Origin of the sequence: Amycolatopsis sp. CA-161197 (genome assembly GCF_050942255.1) — a bacterium.
GTDB lineage: Bacteria > Actinomycetota > Actinomycetes > Mycobacteriales > Pseudonocardiaceae > Amycolatopsis.
Window position 1 is genome coordinate 8450726 of record NZ_CP192059.1, and the last position, 16192, is coordinate 8466917.

Sequence of the window (16192 nt, forward strand, 5' to 3'; positions counted from 1 at the left end):
TGCCAGCAGCGGAGGGGAAGCATGCCGAGACCACCGGGACACGGCCCCGGCTACGAGGTCAAGCGCCAGGAGATCATCGACCAGGCCGCCGCGCTGTTCGCCAAACAGGGGTACGCCGCCACCGGCATCGCCGAGATCGGTCAGGTCGCCGGCCTCGCGAAGGGCGCGCTGTACTACTACATCGGGTCCAAGGAGAACCTCCTGGTCGAGATCCAGGACCGCGTGCTGCGCCCGCTGCTCACCGCCGCCCGCCGCATCGCCACCCTCGACGAGGACCCGGTCCTGCGGCTGCGCCTGCTGTCCGAGACGCTGCTCGACATCATCCTCGCGCGCCTCGACCACATCTGGGTGTACGAACACGACTACCGCCACCTGCGCGGCGCCAACCGCGCCCGCCTGCTGCGCCAGCGCCGTGAGTTCGAGCGCATCGTGCTGGACCTGCTGACGGCGGCCATGGACTCCGGCGCGTTCCGGCGGCTGGACCCGCGGCTGGCGATGCTGCAGTTCCTGAACCTGCACAACCACACGTATCAGTGGGCCCGTCCCGACGGTCCGTGGGACGCGGCGTTCCTGTCGCGCGAGTACTGCGCGACGTTGATCTCGGGGTTCTGCAGCCCGGGGTACGACGTGGCGGATCTCGAGCAGCGGGTGGCGGCCTTCCGCGCTCGGGTCCCCGCCTGACCTGCTCGTGTACCGCAGTCAAGCGCGGGCCGGGGTTTCCTCGTCCGGCCCCGCCGTGATCTGCAGGGCCTCGCGGACCTGCTGGCGCAGGCCGAGCAGCAGCACGCCGAGGTAGCGCTGCTTCTTCACCGGCGCCCCGAGATCCCGCAGGCCGAGCGCGTAGTCGTGACTCTGGCGGAACTCGAGGTAGACCTCGTCGGCCGCGACCGCGAGCACCCGGGGTCCGAAGATCATCAGGCTGGACAACACCTCCTGCACCCGGTCGTCGAGCGCGCGCAGCTCGTCGAGGCCGCCGGGCTCGTGGCCGGCCTCGCGCGCCGCGACGGGTTTCTCCAGCGCGCGCTCCCAGTCGCGGAAGGCCGCGAGCACCGCGATGTGCACGTCGAAGCGCTTCTCACGCCAGTGGGCGTCGATGTCGCGCCGGCGTTCCCGCGCCCAGCGCTGGTCCTCCCGCACGGCTTCGCGCGCCCACCGGCGTTCCTCGCGCCAGACGTTGATCAGCTGGCCACTCACCACCCCCAGAATGCCGAGCACCGCGACGACGATCGGGACCCACACCGAGACCTGGCCGGACTCCATGCGGGCAGCGTAGTCACGCGCGGGCGGATTCCCGTACGGCGGCGGCGATCCGTTCCTTCGACGGCAGCCACACCCGTTCCAGCGAAGGCGCATACGGCGCCGGCGTCCCCTGCGCACCCACGCGGATCACCGGCGCGTCCAGCGTCCAGAAGCCCTCGCGGGCGGCCACGGCGGCCAGCTCGGCGCCCACGCCGAAGTCGCCCACCGCCTGGTGCGCCACGACCAGCCGGCCGGTCTTGGCCAGCGACTGCAGGACCGTCGCGGTGTCCAGCGGCGCGATGGTCCGCAGGTCGATCACCTCGACGCTGATGCCCTCGGCTGCCAGCTCCTCGGCGACGTCGACGCAGTCGTGCACCAGCTTCGAGTACGACACCAGCGTCACGTCCGTGCCCGGCCGGCGGATGGCGGCGCGGCCCAGCGGCACCAGGTGCGTGGGCGGCGGCTGCGGCCCCTTTCGCCCGTACATCAGGCGGTTTTCCACGAACACCACCGGATTCGGATCGCGAATGGCGGCCCGCAGGAGGCCGTAGGTGTCGGCGGGCGTCGACGGCATCACCACGGTCAGGCCGGGAATGTGGGCGAGCAGCGCTTCGAGGCTCTGCGAGTGCTGGCTCCCCGAAGACTTCCCGGCGCCGAACTGCGTGCGCACGACCATGGGCAGGCTGACGGCGCCGCCGGTCATGAAGCGGAGCTTCGCGGCCTGGTTCATGAGCTGGTCGAGGCACACGCCGACGAAGTCGAAGTACATCAGCTCCACCACGGGCCGCAGCCCGGCCATCGCGGCGCCCACGCCGGCGCCGATGATCGCGCTTTCCGAGATCGGGGTGTCGCGCACGCGGCCGGGGTACTTGTCGGCGAGCCCCCTGGTCAGGCCGAAGACGTTGCCGCCGGCGCCGACGTCGATGCCGGCCAGGAACACGGATTCGTCGTGCGCCAGCTCGTACTCCAGCGCGCCGCGGATCGCGTCCATGGTCCGGAAGATCTCGCCCGTCGCCTCGGCCGGCTCGGGCACGGGCTCACGCGGCACGCCGACGAAGTGGTGCAGCGTGTCCGGCGACGGCTCGTCTGCGGCACGCGCGGCCTCGACCGCCGCCTCGACCCGGGCGTCCACCTCGGAATCGATCGGGGCGACGTCCGTGCCCAGCTCGCGCAGCCGCGCGGCCAGCCGCACCAGCGGGTCGCGTTCCTTCCACTCCGCCAGCTCCTCCGGCTCCCGGTACTTCTCCGGGTCGCCTTCGTAGTGGCCGTGCCAGCGGTACGTGTCGGCCTCGACCAGCACGGGCCCGCCGCCCTCGCGCAGCTCGCGCACCAAGCCGTCGACGAGCGAGGCGACGGCGGCGACGTCGTTGCCGTCCACGTGGTGGTAGTCCATCGCATACCCCGGCGCGCGGTCGGCGAGCGACGCGCGCGTCTGCGTCGCGATCGGCGAGAACTCGGCGTACTTGTTGTTCTCGCAGAAGAAGATGACCGGAAGCCGCCACACCGAGGCGAGGTTCGCCGCTTCGTGGAACATGCCCTGGGCCACGGCGCCGTCGCCGAAGAACGCCAGCACCACGCCGCCCTGAGCCCGCAACTGCGCGGCCGTGCCCGCGCCGACGGCGATCGGCAGTCCCGCCGCGACGATCCCGTTGGCTCCGAAGATCCCTTTGCGCGGATCCGCGATGTGCATCGACCCGCCGCGGCCCCGGCACGTGCCGGTCTCCTTGCCCATCAGCTCCGCGAACATGCCCTCGACGTCGAGTCCTTTCGCGATGCAGTGGCCGTGCCCGCGATGGGTGGACGTGATCACGTCCCGATCGTCCAGCGGCCGGCACGCGCCGACCGCCGAGGCTTCCTGCCCGATGGACAGGTGCAGGAAGCCGGGGATCTCGTTGTTCCGGTACAGCCTCGACGCGCGGTCCTCGAACTGCCGGATCAGCCGCATCCGCCGGTACATCTCGGCCAATGCGCTCGGGTCGCCGTCGAATGCCGTTGCCAGGTCGCTCACCCGGGTGGAAGTCATCACGCTCCTGCCCTTGCCGTTCACCGGTTTTCGCCCCGGCCCTTGACATCACGCCGGGAACCACGATTCTTGTACCGACTGTTCGAAAAAACAACTCCAGTTCGGAGGTGGTCGCGTGCACGCGCTGCGCTGGCACGCCAAGGGCGAGCTGCGCCTCGACGACGTGCCGGAACCGACGGCGCCGGCGCCGGGTCAAGCGGTGATCGCCGTGTCGTACTGCGGGATCTGCGGCACCGACCTGCACGAGTTCGCGCACGGCCCCAACCTCATCCGCACCGGGCCGCACCCGTTGACCGGCCTCGAACCGCCGTTCACCCTCGGCCACGAGATGAGCGGCACGGTCGTGGCGCTCGGCTCGGCCGTGCCCGGGGTGACGGTCGGCACGCGCGTGGCCGTCGACCCGTGCCTGCGCTGCGGCGTGTGCCGCTGGTGCACCCACGGCGAATACCACATCTGCGCCAAGGGCGGCTCGATCGGCCTCGCCGCCGACGGCGGGTTCGCGTCGAAGGTCACCGTGCCCGTCGAGGGCCTCGTGCCGATCCCCGACGGCGTCTCCGACGAGCTGGCGACCCTGGCCGAGCCGCTCGCCGTGGGCCTGCACGCCGTCCGGCGCGCGAACGTCCAACCGGGTGACAACGTCCTCCTGCTCGGTGCCGGTCCGATCGGGATCGCCGCGCTGCTGGCCGCGAAGCTCGCGGGCGCGGCGGGCCTCTACGTGAGCGAGCCCGTGCCCGACCGCGCGCGCAAGGCCGCCGAGATCGGCGCGACCGAGGTGTACGACCCGGCGAAGACCGATGTGCGACGCGAAGTCTTCCTGCGCACCGGCCGCGTCGGGCCCGACGTGGTGGTGGAGGCGACCGGCCGTCCGGACCTGGTGGAGCTGGCCGTGAGCACCGTGCGCCGGGGCGGGCGCGCGGTGCTGTGCGGGATCAGCGGTGCCAGCGCGGCGCTGCCGATCACGCAGATCGTCCCGTTCGAGCGCACGGTGCTGGGCTCGCTGGGCTACAACTTCGACATCCCGCGCGTGCTCGACCTCATGGCCACGGGCCGGCTCGACGCCACGCCGATGCTCACCGGGGTGCGGCCGCTCTCGGCCGGGCGCGACGCGTTCGCCGAGCTCGAAGCCGACCGCGGCAGCCACCTCAAGATCCTGCTGAAGCCCGAGGAGCACTGATGGACTTCGACCTGCCCGAGGAAACTGTCGCGCTGAAGCAGCTCTGCCGGGACTTCGCCGCGAAGGAGATCGCGCCCCACGCCGCCGATTGGTCCGAGCGCAGCCACTTCCCCACGGAGGTGTTCCACGACCTGGGCAAGCTCGGGCTCATGGGCATGCTCGTGGACGAGAAGTACGGCGGCGCCAACGCCGGCTTCGTGTCCTATGTGGCCGCGATGGAGGAGCTGGGCGCGGCCGACCAGTCGATCGCGTCGGCCTGGAACGCGCACTCGACGATCGCCAGCCTGCCGCTCGCCACGTTCGGCACCCACGAACAGAAGGAACGCTGGCTGCGGCCGCTCGCGTCCGGCGAAGCGATCGGCGCCTTCGGCCTCACCGAACCCACGGCGGGCTCGGACGCGGCCGGCATCCGCACCCGCGCCCGGCGCGCCGACGGCGGCTGGTTGCTCGACGGCACCAAGATGTTCATCAGCAACGCCGGCACCGAGATGAGCCTCGGCGTCACCGTGCTGGCCCTGACCGGCGAGAACGACGGCGGCGCGAAACGCTACGGCACCTTCTTCGTCCCCGACGGCACCCCGGGCTACACCAAGGGCCAGCCGCTGAAGAAGCTCGGCTGGCACGCGCTCGACACGCGCGAGCTGGTGTTCTCCGGGTGCTGGGTGCCCGACGACCACCTGATCGGCGAGGAGGGCAACGGCCTGCGCCAGTTCCTCGAAGTCCTCGACGGCGGGCGCATCAGCGTGGCCGCGCTGTCGTTGTCGCTGGCGCAGAAGGCCCTCGACCTCGCGGTGCGCCACGCCGGCGAACGCGAGCAGTTCGGCCAGCCGCTCACCCGGTTCCAGGCCGTGGGGCACAAGCTCGCGGACATGGCCACGGAGATCGCGGCGGCGCGCTGGCTCGTGTACAACGCGGCGTGGCTCGGCGACCAGGGCCGCCCGTTCAGCACCGCGGCGGCGATGGCGAAGCTGTACGCGTCGGAGGTCGCGAATCGCGCGGCCAGCCAGAGCGTGCAGATCCACGGCGGCTACGGCTTCATCCGCGAGTCCACCATCTCACGGTTCTACGCCGACGCGAAGATCCTCGAAATCGGCGAGGGCACGAGCGAGGTGCAGCGCAACGTCATCGCCCGGGCTCTGGCGCGCGGCACCGCTTGACCTGCAGCTCGATGCCGTCGAGCAGCCGGTCGAGGCCGAACTCCCAGGCCTCGGCCGCCTGCTCGCCCGCGCCCTGGTCGAAGCCGCCACCGAGCCACGCGCGGTTCATCGCCGGGTGCGCGGTGAGGTCGAAGTACTTGCCCCAGAAGGAAGATCGCTGGTCCCACCACGCGTCGTTCGACTGGCCGGTGCTGCGTTCGAGGTGGATGCTCTCGGCCTCGAGCGCCGCGTTGGCGTCCACGTAGGCCGTGATGCTGTTGGCGGCGGCCACGGTTTCGCGTGGCGCGAGTCCCAGACCGTCCACGGTGGACAGCACGTACTCCTGGCCGGCGAGCTGGCCCGGGCCGAGCGCCGGGCGTACGCGCGACATCTCGCGAAGCCACGGGTGGCGGCGGTGGGCTTCGCGCGTGCGCTCGGAGTACAGCCGGATCTGCGCGCGCCAGTCACCCGTCCGGGGCTGGCCAGGGCCGGGCAGGCCGCGCTCGACGAGCACGTCGTCCACCATCAGGTCGACGAGCTCGGTCTTGCCGGGCACGTAGGTGTAGAGCGTCATGGTCCCGGCGCCGAGCTCCTTGGCGACGCGGTGCATCGACGTGGCCACGAGCCCGTCGGCGTCGGCGACCGTGATGGCCGCGGCCACGATCTGCCCGACGGTGAGCGTCGGCCGGCGCCCGCGCGCGGGTTCGGCGGCGGGCGTGGACCGTTCGCGCCACAGCAACGCCAGCGTCCGGTCGATCTGCTCAGCCTCCGCGGCGCGGTTGTCGCTGTTCTGCTCGACGGTCATCGTCGCAGCCCCCTCCCCTGCCCCGGCGCTGATCGGTTGCCGGGGATCCTACCTGCCGGTTCGGGACCTTCGACCCATCCGCGACGCTCCCGGCCCGGCTACGCTGGGTGGGGATCGGAGGTGTTCGAGTGACCGAGCGCAAACCCCCCGGCGTGTCCTTCGGATCTTGGGTCGACCGCCTGATCTCCGCCGCCCAGTCGCGCGGCGAGTTCGACGACCTGCCCGGCGCCGGCAAGCCCTTGCCGCCCCCGACGGGCCGCGACGCCGCCACGGACTGGGCCCTGCGCCGCGCCCGCGAAGGCGACCTGGACCCGGGCTCGTTCCTGCCGCCGTCACTCGCGATCCCGCGCGAGATCCAGGACCTGCCGGCGAAACTGGCGAAGGTGCGCACCGAGAAGCGCGTGCGCGAGATCGTGGAAGACCTCAACGAGCGCATCCGGGAAACCCACCGCCGGCCGCAGGAAGGCCCGCCGCTGCGCGCGATGCCGCTGGACGTCGACGAGATCGTGGAGAGCTGGCGCGTCACCCGGTGAACGCCGAGAGCGGCGCCAGCGGCAGCGTGATCGAAGACGCGGGCGTCTTCACCTGGTAGATGCCGCCGAGCAGGCGGGGCAGCTGGGTGAGCGTCGGCGTGAGGTGCGGGGTGTCGGCCGTCGTCAGCACCACGCGGATCCGGTGTCCGGCCGCGAGCTGCGCGAACGTGGGGAACACCTCGACGTCGTAACGCGTGATTTCGTTGGGTACCACCCATTTCTCCGACTGCCGGGTGTAGGGGTGGTAGGGCATCAGGAGTTTTCCGTCGGAGCTGTACCAGCTGCGGGCCGAGTCGGTCTCCCGCTGCGAACCGATCAGCGCGCCTTCGGTGAGCGGCTTGGACGAACCGTCCGGGCCGACGTCGGTCACGGTCACCACCCACGTCGTGTCGAGCGTGTTGGCCTGCGCGGAGATCGATGCGGTGATCGGCCCGGCGAGCACGCTCGGCTGTGTCAGCGGCGCGGACGTGTAGACGAGCGAGCCGGGGCCGTGTTCGCGGTCGAGGTTCGTGGTGTCGCACGCGGGGTTGGGCAGGAATCCGCCCAGCCACTGGGCGGTGGACCGCGTGCAGGTGCTCGACGTCGGCGTCCAGGTGATCCAGTCCGTGCCGCCGCCCGAGCCCGGGCTGGTCGACAGCGTGCCGTCGTTGGCCGAGCGCGGTGCGGTGCCGGTGCGTCCGCCACCGAGGTAGTAGGTGGTGGCTTGGGCGCCGGTGAACGGGTACGTCGTGGTGTCCACCCAGGTGTCGGTGCCGAACACGTTGGCGTGCAAGGGTTTCGTGGTGTCGGTGATCCCGGTGTCGACACCCTTGAGCCAGTGGTCGTACCAGGCCAGCTCGATCGGGTGCAGGTCGATGTCGCCGGTCGGGTCGTGGTACCAAGGGCCCATCAAAAGCTGGTAGCGACTGGTCGCCGTCTGCCCGGCGGCCATCGGCGCGGTCACGGGCCGGCCGGCCCACGCGTTCTGCAGCGCCGCGTAGTTCATGAGGGCGCCGCGCTGGAAGAGGTCGTTCCAGCCGCCGACGAGGTACGCGGGGATGCCGTTCGCCACGACGTCGCCCAGCACGTTGGCGGGGTTGCGCGACTGCCAGTAGTCCTCGTCGAAGGCCTGCTCGCCGCCGGTGAACTCGCCCGTGAGCAGGGGCAACGTGCCCGCGCCGAGCCCGCCGAGGTGTTGCAGCTCGGTGGTCAGCGCCGCCAGCAGCGCGGCGGGTGAGCCGCTGTTCAGCGCGTCGAGCACGGGCTGGGTGACCGTGCGCAGCCCGGTGAGCAGCTCCCACAGCGGCATGAACTCGGCGTTGGGCAGCCCGCCCATCGCGGCGAGGTCGCGGTAGAGGTCGTTGCCCGCGACCACGGGGAAGATCGCCTTCAGCGGGGAGTTCGGGCCGACGGCGGCCGCGGTGGTCAGCTGGTTGATGCCGACGTAGGAGCCGCCGTTGAGGCCGACGTACCCGTCGCTGCCGGGCAGCGCCGCCGCCCACCGGACCAGGGCGGCGCCGTCCTGTCGTTCGATCGGCGCGAACGGCACCCACTGCCCGCCCGAGCCGCCGGTGCCGCGGACGTCGGTGATCACCGCGAGGTACCCGCGCTGGACGAAGTAGGAGAGGTCTTCGTGCAGGTCGGCGCGGCCGTACGGCGTCTGGGCAAGCAGCACGGGATAGGCGCCGGGCGCGTCGGGCCGCAGAACGTCGGCCTTGATCACGGTGCCGTCGGCCATCGTGACGGGCACGTCGTTCGTCTCGGTCACGGCGTACTGGGCCGGGCCTGGGGACCAGGCGGCCGCCTGTGCCGGGGAGACGAGCTGGGTCAGGAAGAGGACGAGCAGGCCGAAGAACGCCGTCGAACGCCGCATGCGCCTCAGTCAACGCCGGGGCTCCCGGCCGGGGCACCGCCGCCGGGGTGAGCCGCCGTCGACCGATCGTGGGCGGCAGTTTTCCCGCCAGGACAACGGATTCGATGTCTTTCGTGACGCCGGCACTCCTCGGCGGTCGTCCGGCACCGATCGAGCCACCGCCTGTCGGCTGCAAACTGTTGACAGCAGACAGGGAGCTACCTATCGTTCTCGCATCCGAGTCCCCCCGGTTCTGCCTGGAAGGCGGAAATCATGAAAAACCGCACGTCAGCGGTCGGTGACACCGTCACCGCCGGCCCGGCGGGCGTCGACCGCCGGGTCGTGGCCGCCGGTCTGGTCGGCTCGATCGTCGAGTACTTCGACTTCGGCATCTACGGCTACCTCGCGACCGTGCTCGCCGTCGTCTTCTTCGCCTCCGGTGTCGACCCCACCGCGTCCCTGCTGGCCACGCTGGCCACCTTCGCCGCCGCGTTCGCGCTGCGTCCGCTGGGCGGCCTGATCTTCGGTCACCTCGGCGACCGGCTGGGCCGCAAGCGCATGCTGGCCACCACGGTGCTCGCCATGTGCGCCGCGACGTTCGCCGTCGGCGTGCTCCCCACGTACGCGGCGATCGGCAGCGCGGCCGCGTTCCTGCTGGTCACGGCCCGGTGTGTGCAGGGTGTCGCGGCCGGCGGCGAAGTCGGCGGTGCCGCGTCGTACGTCGCCGAATACGCCCCGGCGCACCGCCGCGGCTTCCTCTGCTCCACCGTCCAGTTCGGCGCGCTCGGTGGGGCGCTGCTCGCGTCGGCCGTGGTCACGACGCTGACGACCGTGCTCACCAAGCAGCAGATGACCGACTGGGGCTGGCGCCTGCCGTTCCTGCTCAGCCTGCCGCTGGGCGCCGTCGGCGTGTGGATCCGGCTCAAGCTCGAAGACTCGAAGCAGTTCCACAACCTGGCCGCCCAGGGTGAGGTCGCGAAGGCGCCGGTGCGGGAGCTGTTCACGTCGCACCGCGGGGCGCTGGTGCGCACGCTCGGCCTGTCGATCCTGCTGTTCGCGCTGTACTACGTGGTCTACGTGTACGCGTCGATCCACCTGCAGCGCGTGGGCGGGTTCAGCCCGAAGCAGGCGTTCTGGTCGACCACGGTCACGCTGATCGTCTCGTGCGCGGCCATGCCGTTCTTCGGCGCGCTGTCCGACCGCGTCGGGCGCCGGCCGGTGTTCCTCGGCGCCACGATCGCGACGCTAATCCTCACCGTGCCGGTGTTCATGGTGATGAACGCAGGTCACTACGTGCCGGCACTGCTCGCCCAGATCGTGCTGGGGCTGCCCGAATCCGCGCTGATGGCGGTGGCGTTCTCGACGTTCGCGGAGCTGTTCACCACCCGCGTGCGCTACAGCGGCATCGCGCTCGGGTTCAACCTGGCCAGCACGGCCGTGGGCGGCACCGCGCCCTACATCTGCACCTGGCTGATCGCCCGCACGGGCAGCAGCCTGGCTCCGGCCGGTTTCCTGCTCGTGACAGCGTTGATCACACTTGCGGCAGCGGTGCGGATGAAGGAAACCCGCGGCACCGCGCTGCGCGACAGCTGAACCACGACAACCGAAGAAGGCAGGACATGGCGACACCGCCCCCACTGGAACGACGCACCGACACCTACGCCGGCCGCAGCCTCGACGTGCTGCGCGGCATGGTGCGCGACGGGCAGCTGCAGCCCGGGCAGCGGCTCAACGAGGTCGAGCTCGCCCGCGCGCTCGGCATCAGCCGGGGCCCGCTGCGCGAGGCGATCCAGCGGCTGGCCAGTGAGGGCCTGCTCAACGTCGTCCCCCACCGCGGTGCGTACGTGCGCACGTTCGACGCCGACGAGCTTCGTGACCTCTACGAGCTGCGCACCGCGCTGGAGACCCACGCCGTGCGGCTCGCGGCCCGGCGCGCGGACAACGAGGACCTGCGGGACCTCGACGACCTGCTGCGGGCCACCGAGGAGGTCCTGGAGTCCGATGTGGACACCGCGTACCCGGGCGAGCTCGACTTCCACCACCGCGTGGTCGCGCTGTCGGGCAACCAGTCCATCCTGCGGGCCTTCGGCGACGCCAACAACCAGATCCAGCTGGCCCGGTCCCGATCCGGGCGCCAGCCGCGCCGGGCCCGCGACGCGTTCAAGGAGCACCGCGAGGTCCTGCGCGCCCTGGCCGCGGGCGACGCCGACGTGGCCGCGCGGCTGATGGACGAGCACCTGCAGCACTCGCTCGAAAACGCCCTGTCCCTGTTCGAGAACACCGTGCCCGACAGCCCGAAGGGGCTCGCGGGACGGCTGGAAGACGAGGAGTTGTAAGCCCTGTGACTAGTTCTCTGGGTGCCCGGTTGCGCGAGCGGGTGGCGGCGCGCGACCAGGCGCCGTTGCTCCTGGCGGGTGCGCCCAACGCGCTCACCGCCCGGGTCGCGGAAGAGACCGGGTTCGAAGCCGTCTACCTCTCCGGTGCCGGGATCACCAACACCTACCTCGGTGCCCCCGACGTCGGCCTGCTCTCGCTGCCGGAGCTGGCCGGCCACGTCGAGGCGACGCGCGACGCGGTGTCCCTGCCGCTCGTGGTCGACGCCGACACCGGGTTCGGCAACGCGCTCGGCGTGCAGCGCACCGTGCGCACGCTCGAACGCGCGGGCGCCACGGCGATCCAGATCGAGGACCAGGTCTCCCCCAAGCGGTGCGGCCACTTCACCGGCAAAGAGGTGATCGAGGCGTCCGAGATGGTCGGGAAGATCCAGGCCGCGGTCGACGCGCGCGCCACCGAGGACTTCCTGATCGTGGCGCGCACCGACGCCCGCGCCGTGGTGGGGCTGACCGCCGCGTGCGAGCGGGCGAACCTCTACCGCGAAGCCGGCGCCGACATCCTGTTCGTCGAGGCGCCCGGTTCGCCGGAGGAGCTGGCCGAGATCACGCGGACCGTGCCCGGCCCGCACATCGCCAACATGGTCGAGGGCGGCCTCACCCCCATCCTGCCGCTGGAAGAGCTGCGCGCACTGGGTTTCTCGGTCGCCCTCTACGCCAACACGGCCATGCGCGGCGCCGTCGCCGGGATGCGGATCGCGTTGCGCCACCTCATGGACCACGGCGACACCACCGAGATCGGCGACAAGATCATCAACTGGGCCGACCGGCAGAACCTGGTGCGCAAGCCGCTGTTCGACGCCCTCGACGAGAAGTACGCGGGAAGGACCACCGAATGAAGCCCTACGATCTGCGACTCCACGGCGGCTCGGTCGTGCTGCCCGGCACCGGCCTGAGCGAGGTCGACGTGTGCGTGCGCGACGGGAAGATCGCCGCGATCTGCGCGCCGTCCGACGAGCTGCCCGCCACCGAGACCGTCGACGTCACCGGCCGCTGGGTGCTGCCCGGCGCCATCGACGCCCACGTGCACCTGGGCCAGGACCTCTCCGTGCCCAAGACCGTCGAGGACGCCGCGCTGGAGACGGCTTCGGCCGCGGCCGGCGGCGTCACCACGATGCTGGCGTACCTCATGAGCCCGCAGCCCTACGACGAGCTGTTCCCGGCCGCGCGCGACCTGATGGCCGAGCACGCGCACACCGACTTCGGCTTCCACTTCTGCGTGGTGACGCCCGAGCACGTCGAGAACATCGGCCACTACGCGCGTGACCTCGGCGTGTCGAGCTTCAAGGTGTTCACCAACTTCCGCGGCAACGAGGGCGCGTACCTCAACCTGCCCGGCAACGACGACTCGTTCCTGTTCGACGCGCTGCAGGCCGCCGCCGACTCGGGCGCGATGATCGCCCAGCACGCCGAGAACATCGAGCTCGTGTGGCGGCTGCGCGAGCGGCTGAGCAAGGACCCCGACGCCGGCCTGGACGCTTGGCACGCCGTGCGTCCGCCGTATGTGGAGGCGGAAGCCGAGGGCCGGGTCGCGTACTTGGCGAGCGTGGTGGGCGCGTCGAGCTACGCGGTGCACGTGACGAGCCGGGAAGCGCTTTCGGCCTTGGAACGCCAGCGTGCGGAGTACCCCGACGTGTTCGTGGAGACGTGCCCGCACTACCTCACGCTCGGCATTGACTCCGGGCTCGGTTCGCGCGGCAAGGTCAATCCGCCGCTGCGGACGCGTGACGACCGGGAAGCGTTGTGGGAGGCCGTGGCCGACGGGCGCGTCGACGTGATCGGCTCCGACCACGTGCCGCGGCATTTCAGCGCGAAGGACAAGGATCTGTGGAGCGCGTCGGCCGGTTTCCCCGGTACCGGAACGCTGTTGCCCCTGCTGTTGAGCGAAGGGCACTTCAACCGGGGGATTCCGGTGGAGCGGCTCGTCGACCTCACGGCCACGCGTCCGGCGCAGCTGTTCGGCCTGTGGCCGCGCAAGGGCGCGATCCGGATCGGTGCGGACGCCGATTTCGCCGTGGTGGACCCGAACCGGCCGAGCACCGTCGCGGCGGCGACGCAGCATTCCGGTGCCGCGTATTCGGTGTGGGAGGGCTGGGAGTCGAAGGTGAGCGTGCAGCACACCATTCTCGGCGGTGAGTTCACCGTGCGCGACGGCGCGGTGCAGGGCCCGCGTGGGCAGTTCCTGGCGCGGCGAAACAGTGGCCGTGCCGCGCTGGGTTTCGGTGCGAAGCAGGAGGTTTCGGCGTGAGCGACCGTCCGTGGTCCGACGTGATCACCGCCGACGACGAGGCCCGCTACGAGGCCGCGGGGTTCGGCAAGCCCGCGGGTTTGGGCGAGCGGCCGGCGTTGCTGATCATCGACGTGCAGTACCGCACTGTGGGAAACTCGCCGAAGCCGTTCTTCGAGTCGGTGGCCGAGGACTACCGCACGAGCTGCGGCCAGGCCGGCTGGGACGCGGTGGCGAACATCAGCCGGTTGCTCACGACGTTCCGGGCTGCCGGCTGGCCGGTGCTCTACCCTTATGTGGCCCCGAAAGCTTCGTACGACTCGGGCCGGCTGGGCGCGAAGGTGCCGTCCATCATGGACGTTCCTTCGCAGGGGTACGAGTTCGTCGCCGAGGTCGCGCCGGCCGAGGGTGACGTGCTGCTGCCGAAGCGGCACCCGAGCGCGTTCTTCGGGACGCCGCTGGTGAGCTACCTGATCGACCGGGCCGTGGACACTTTGGTGGTCACCGGCTGTACCACCAGCGGGTGTGTGCGGTCCAGTGTGGTCGACGCGTTCGCGTACAACTTCCGCGTCGCCGTGCCGCACGACGCCGTGTACGACCGCACGCCGACGGTGCACCAGGCCAACTTGTTCGACATGGCGCAGAAGTACGCGGACGTCGCCAGCACGGACCGGATCCTCGCGGCCCTTTCGGAGGTCTCGGCATGACCGACGTCGACGTGATCGTGGTCGGGGCCGGCGGTGGTGGCCTCACCGCCGCCCTGGCGGCCCACGACGCCGGCGCCAGTGTGGTCGTGCTGGAGAAGGCGGAGCACGCGGGCGGGAACACCGCGTTGTCCACGGGCTCCGTCCCCGGCGCCGGCACGCGCTTCCAGGCCGCGGCGGGCATCGGCGACTCCGCCGATCGCCTCGCGACGGACCTGCTGGCCCAGTCGGGCAGCCACGACGCCGACGACCTCGCCCGCCTGCTCGCCGCGGGGTCGGCCGCGCTGGTGGAGTGGCTGATCGACACACACGGCGTCGACCTGCGCTTGATCACCGACTACAAACACGTCGGCCACTCCGTGCCGCGCCTGCACGCCCCACCGTCACGCAAGGGCCGCGACCTCGTCGCCGACCTGCTGCGCGCCGTACGGGCGACGGACACCGAGGTGCTCGTGCACACGCCCGTGGCCGCGTTGCTCCACGACGACGACGGCCGCGTCACCGGCGTGCGCGTCTCCGGCCCGCGCAGTGGCACGTACGAGATCACCTCGCACGCCGTCGTGTTGGCCGGCAACGGTTTCGCGGCCAACCGCGACCTGCTGCGCGAGTGGGCCCCGGACATCGCCGGCTTCGAGTACTTCGGCTCCCACGGCAGCACGGGCGAGTCACTGCAGTGGGCCCTCGCGCTCGGCGCCCGCCTGGGTAACGCCACGGCCTACCAGGGATACGCGGCCGTCGCCTACCCCCACGGCTCCATCACGTCGTGGACCACGGTCGAAATGGGCGGCGTCCTGGTCAACGGCGCCGGCCAACGCTTCGGCGACGAAACCCGCGGCTACTCCGGCTACGCCGACGCCGTGCTCGGGACGCCCGGTCCGTGGCACGTCGTGTTCGACACGAAGATCCGCGACTACGTGGCGAGCCACGAACAGGAGTTCGCGGAACTCGTCGCCCTGGGCGGCGCCCGCGAATGCGCGACGGTCACGGACCTGGCCACCTTCTGCGGCGTCTCCCCTTCCTCCCTCTCCACGACTCTGGCCTCCGCCGCGTCGGCCGCCTCCGGCACCGCCCAGGACCCCTGGGACCGCACCGACTGGGGCTTCGGCCCGCTCCAGCCGCCTTACGTCGCCGTCCGCTCCGTCCCCGGCCTCTTCCACACCCAGGGCGGCCTCCTCGTCGACGCCCACGCCCGCCCCACTACCGCCACCGGCCCCCTCCCCGGCCTCTACGCCGTCGGCGGCACCGCCACCGGCATCAGCGGCCTGACCGGCGGCGCCGGCTACAGCTCCGGCAACGGCCTCCTGTCCGCCCTCGGCCTCGGCCACCTGGCCGGCACCCACGCCGGCTCCGCCCTGCGGTGAGGGGTTTCGCTGTGGTGGGGAGTTCCGTGCGGGGAGGGGTTGCCGTGTGGTGAGGGGTTCCCTCCGTGGAGGGGTCCCTGCGGTGAGGGGTTTCCGCGTGGTGAGGGGTTTCCGCGTGGGGAGGGGTTTCCGCGTGGGGAGGGGTTCCCCTGCGTGCAGGGGTCCCCTGTGGCGAGAAGTTGCCGTGCGGCGAGGAGTTCCCCGGTGGTGAGGAGCCGCCTTGCAGGCGCAGTCGTCCTGCGGCCAGGAGTTTCCCTGCCGCGAGGAGTCACGCCGCAGGCAGGAATCACCCTGCAGCCAGGAGCTAGCCGACCCCGCGGCGGGGAGTTCCCCCGTCGCGAGGAGCCGCCCCGCAGGCAGGAATCGCTCTGCGGCCGGGAGTTTCCCTGTCGTGAGGAACGCCCTGCAGGCAGGAGCCGCCCGGCGGCCAGGAGTTCCCCATCGCGACGAGTCGCCTCACAGGCAGGAATCGCCCCGCAGCCAGGAGTTTCCCTGTCATGAGGAACGCCCAGCAGGCAGGAGCCGCCCCGCGGCGGGGAGTTTCCCTGCCGCAACGAGTCGCCCCGCAGGCAGGAATCACCCTGCAGCCAGGAGCTCCCCGCCGTGAATAGCGCCCCGCAGGCAGGAATCGCCCCGCGGCCGGGAGTTTTCCCGTCGCCAGGAGTAACCTTGCAGGCATGAGGCGCCTCGTGGTTCCTCCCTACCGCTGACCGGCCGGGCGATGGCGTGGCCAGGCCACGGCGAGCCTCGCCTCAAGGGTGTGGAGACC

General features: G+C 71.5%; 14 protein-coding genes. 10 read left to right on the top strand and 4 right to left on the bottom strand.

Annotated elements, in window-relative coordinates:
- Positions 1–21 precede the first annotated feature (21 nt).
- Complete coding sequence (locus ACQPXB_RS39860) at positions 22–681, top strand: TetR/AcrR family transcriptional regulator (protein WP_366588293.1); 660 nt, start codon at positions 22–24, stop codon at positions 679–681.
- An 18-nt stretch (positions 682–699) separates the two neighbouring features.
- Here ACQPXB_RS39860 and ACQPXB_RS39865 read toward each other — a convergent pair whose 3' ends face one another.
- Both ACQPXB_RS39865 and ACQPXB_RS39870 read right to left on the bottom strand, forming a co-directional pair.
- Positions 700–1260 (bottom strand): hypothetical protein, encoded by a 561-nt coding sequence (locus tag ACQPXB_RS39865; protein ID WP_366588291.1) that lies wholly within the window; start codon positions 1258–1260, stop codon positions 700–702.
- A 13-nt stretch (positions 1261–1273) separates the two neighbouring features.
- Positions 1274–3262, bottom strand: coding sequence for an alpha-ketoacid dehydrogenase subunit alpha/beta (locus ACQPXB_RS39870; protein ID WP_432846927.1), 1989 nt, complete (start codon positions 3260–3262; stop codon positions 1274–1276).
- Between the two features lie 115 nt (positions 3263–3377).
- Between ACQPXB_RS39870 and ACQPXB_RS39875 the strand changes: the two genes are divergently transcribed.
- Both ACQPXB_RS39875 and ACQPXB_RS39880 read left to right on the top strand, forming a co-directional pair.
- The gene (locus tag ACQPXB_RS39875; protein WP_432846929.1) at positions 3378–4436 is read left to right on the top strand and encodes an alcohol dehydrogenase catalytic domain-containing protein; all 1059 of its coding nucleotides are present in this window, start codon (positions 3378–3380) and stop codon (positions 4434–4436) included.
- The gene (locus tag ACQPXB_RS39880) at positions 4436–5593 is read left to right on the top strand and encodes an acyl-CoA dehydrogenase family protein (RefSeq protein WP_432846931.1); all 1158 of its coding nucleotides are present in this window, start codon (positions 4436–4438) and stop codon (positions 5591–5593) included. The genes ACQPXB_RS39875 and ACQPXB_RS39880 overlap by 1 nt, the downstream gene beginning before the upstream one ends.
- On the opposite strand, the gene ACQPXB_RS39885 is transcribed toward ACQPXB_RS39880, so the two are convergent.
- Entirely contained in the window at positions 5559–6377 is an 819-nt protein-coding gene (locus tag ACQPXB_RS39885) for a TetR/AcrR family transcriptional regulator (RefSeq protein WP_366588279.1), read from the bottom strand. The genes ACQPXB_RS39880 and ACQPXB_RS39885 overlap by 35 nt on opposite strands.
- 128 nt (positions 6378–6505) lie before the next feature.
- Here ACQPXB_RS39885 and ACQPXB_RS39890 point away from each other — a divergent pair, with 128 nt between their 5' ends.
- Complete coding sequence (locus ACQPXB_RS39890) at positions 6506–6910, top strand: DUF1992 domain-containing protein (RefSeq protein WP_432846933.1); 405 nt, start codon at positions 6506–6508, stop codon at positions 6908–6910.
- Here ACQPXB_RS39890 and ACQPXB_RS39895 read toward each other — a convergent pair.
- Positions 6900–8762, bottom strand: a complete 1863-nt coding sequence (locus tag ACQPXB_RS39895) for a CocE/NonD family hydrolase (protein ID WP_432846935.1) — start codon at positions 8760–8762, stop codon at positions 6900–6902. The genes ACQPXB_RS39890 and ACQPXB_RS39895 overlap by 11 nt on opposite strands.
- Before the next feature lie 252 nt (positions 8763–9014).
- Here ACQPXB_RS39895 and ACQPXB_RS39900 point away from each other — a divergent pair, with 252 nt between their 5' ends.
- The 6 genes from ACQPXB_RS39900 to ACQPXB_RS39925 are packed head-to-tail and all read left to right on the top strand — an operon-like array spanning position 9015 to position 15423.
- A complete protein-coding gene (locus tag ACQPXB_RS39900; protein ID WP_366588272.1) occupies positions 9015–10334 on the top strand; it encodes an MFS transporter in 1320 nt (439 codons plus the stop codon).
- Positions 10335–10360: 26 nt separating this feature from the next.
- Complete coding sequence (locus tag ACQPXB_RS39905; RefSeq protein ID WP_386947018.1) at positions 10361–11077, top strand: GntR family transcriptional regulator; 717 nt, start codon at positions 10361–10363, stop codon at positions 11075–11077.
- A 5-nt stretch (positions 11078–11082) separates the two neighbouring features.
- On the top strand, positions 11083–11970 hold the full coding sequence (locus ACQPXB_RS39910; RefSeq protein WP_432846938.1) for an isocitrate lyase/PEP mutase family protein: 888 nt from the start codon (positions 11083–11085) through the stop codon (positions 11968–11970).
- Positions 11967–13379, top strand: a complete 1413-nt coding sequence (locus ACQPXB_RS39915) for a dihydroorotase (RefSeq protein ID WP_386947015.1) — start codon at positions 11967–11969, stop codon at positions 13377–13379. The genes ACQPXB_RS39910 and ACQPXB_RS39915 overlap by 4 nt, the downstream gene beginning before the upstream one ends.
- Positions 13376–14065, top strand: a complete 690-nt coding sequence (locus ACQPXB_RS39920; RefSeq protein WP_366588262.1) for an isochorismatase family protein — start codon at positions 13376–13378, stop codon at positions 14063–14065. Before ACQPXB_RS39915 ends, ACQPXB_RS39920 begins: the two co-directional genes overlap by 4 nt.
- Positions 14062–15423: an FAD-dependent oxidoreductase gene (locus ACQPXB_RS39925; protein WP_432846940.1), complete on the top strand. Its 1362-nt coding sequence runs from the start codon at positions 14062–14064 to the stop codon at positions 15421–15423. The genes ACQPXB_RS39920 and ACQPXB_RS39925 overlap by 4 nt, the downstream gene beginning before the upstream one ends.
- The last annotated feature ends 769 nt before the right edge of the window (positions 15424–16192 follow it).